Annotated in this window: 1 protein-coding gene; it reads left to right on the forward strand. The window is 70.6% G+C overall.

Annotated features, from left to right (window positions below; translation table 11 throughout):
• Window positions 1-657 (forward strand): sulfate adenylyltransferase subunit CysD (cysD, locus tag IH25_RS0136745; RefSeq protein WP_030621360.1); only part of this gene is annotated, 657 nt, incomplete at both ends.

A 657-nucleotide genomic window follows, 5' to 3' on the forward strand; every position in this document is an offset into this window, starting at 1 on the left:
CCTGCTGCACGTGGACACGGGACACAACTTCCCGGAGGTCCTCGCGTACCGGGACCGGGTGGCGGCCGCACACGGGCTGCGCCTGCATGTGGCCTCGGTCCAGGACTACATCGACCGCGGTGTGCTCAAGGAACGCCCCGACGGCACCCGCAACCCGCTGCAGACGCTCCCGCTCACCGAGAAGATCCAGAGCGAGAGGTTCGACGCGGTCTTCGGCGGCGGCCGCCGCGACGAGGAGAAGGCCCGCGCCAAGGAGCGCGTCTTCTCCCTGCGCGACGAGTTCTCCCAGTGGGACCCGCGCCGCCAGCGCCCCGAGCTGTGGAACCTGTACAACGGCCGGCACGCCCCCGGCGAGCACGTCCGTGTCTTCCCGCTGTCCAACTGGACCGAGCTGGACGTGTGGCAGTACATCGCCCGCGAGGACATCGAACTGCCGCAGATCTACTACGCGCACGAGCGCGAGGTGTTCCGGCGTTCCGGCATGTGGCTGACCGCGGGCGAGTGGGGCGGCCCGAAGGACGGCGAGAGCGTCGAGAAGCGGCGGGTGCGCTACCGCACCGTCGGCGACATGTCCTGCACCGGCGCGGTCGACTCCGACGCCGACACCATCGAGAAGGTCATCGCCGAGATCGCGGCGTCCCGGCTGACCGAGCGCGG

The organism is Streptomyces achromogenes subsp. achromogenes, assembly GCF_000720835.1.
In the GTDB taxonomy this organism is placed as follows: Bacteria; Actinomycetota; Actinomycetes; order Streptomycetales; family Streptomycetaceae; genus Streptomyces; species Streptomyces achromogenes.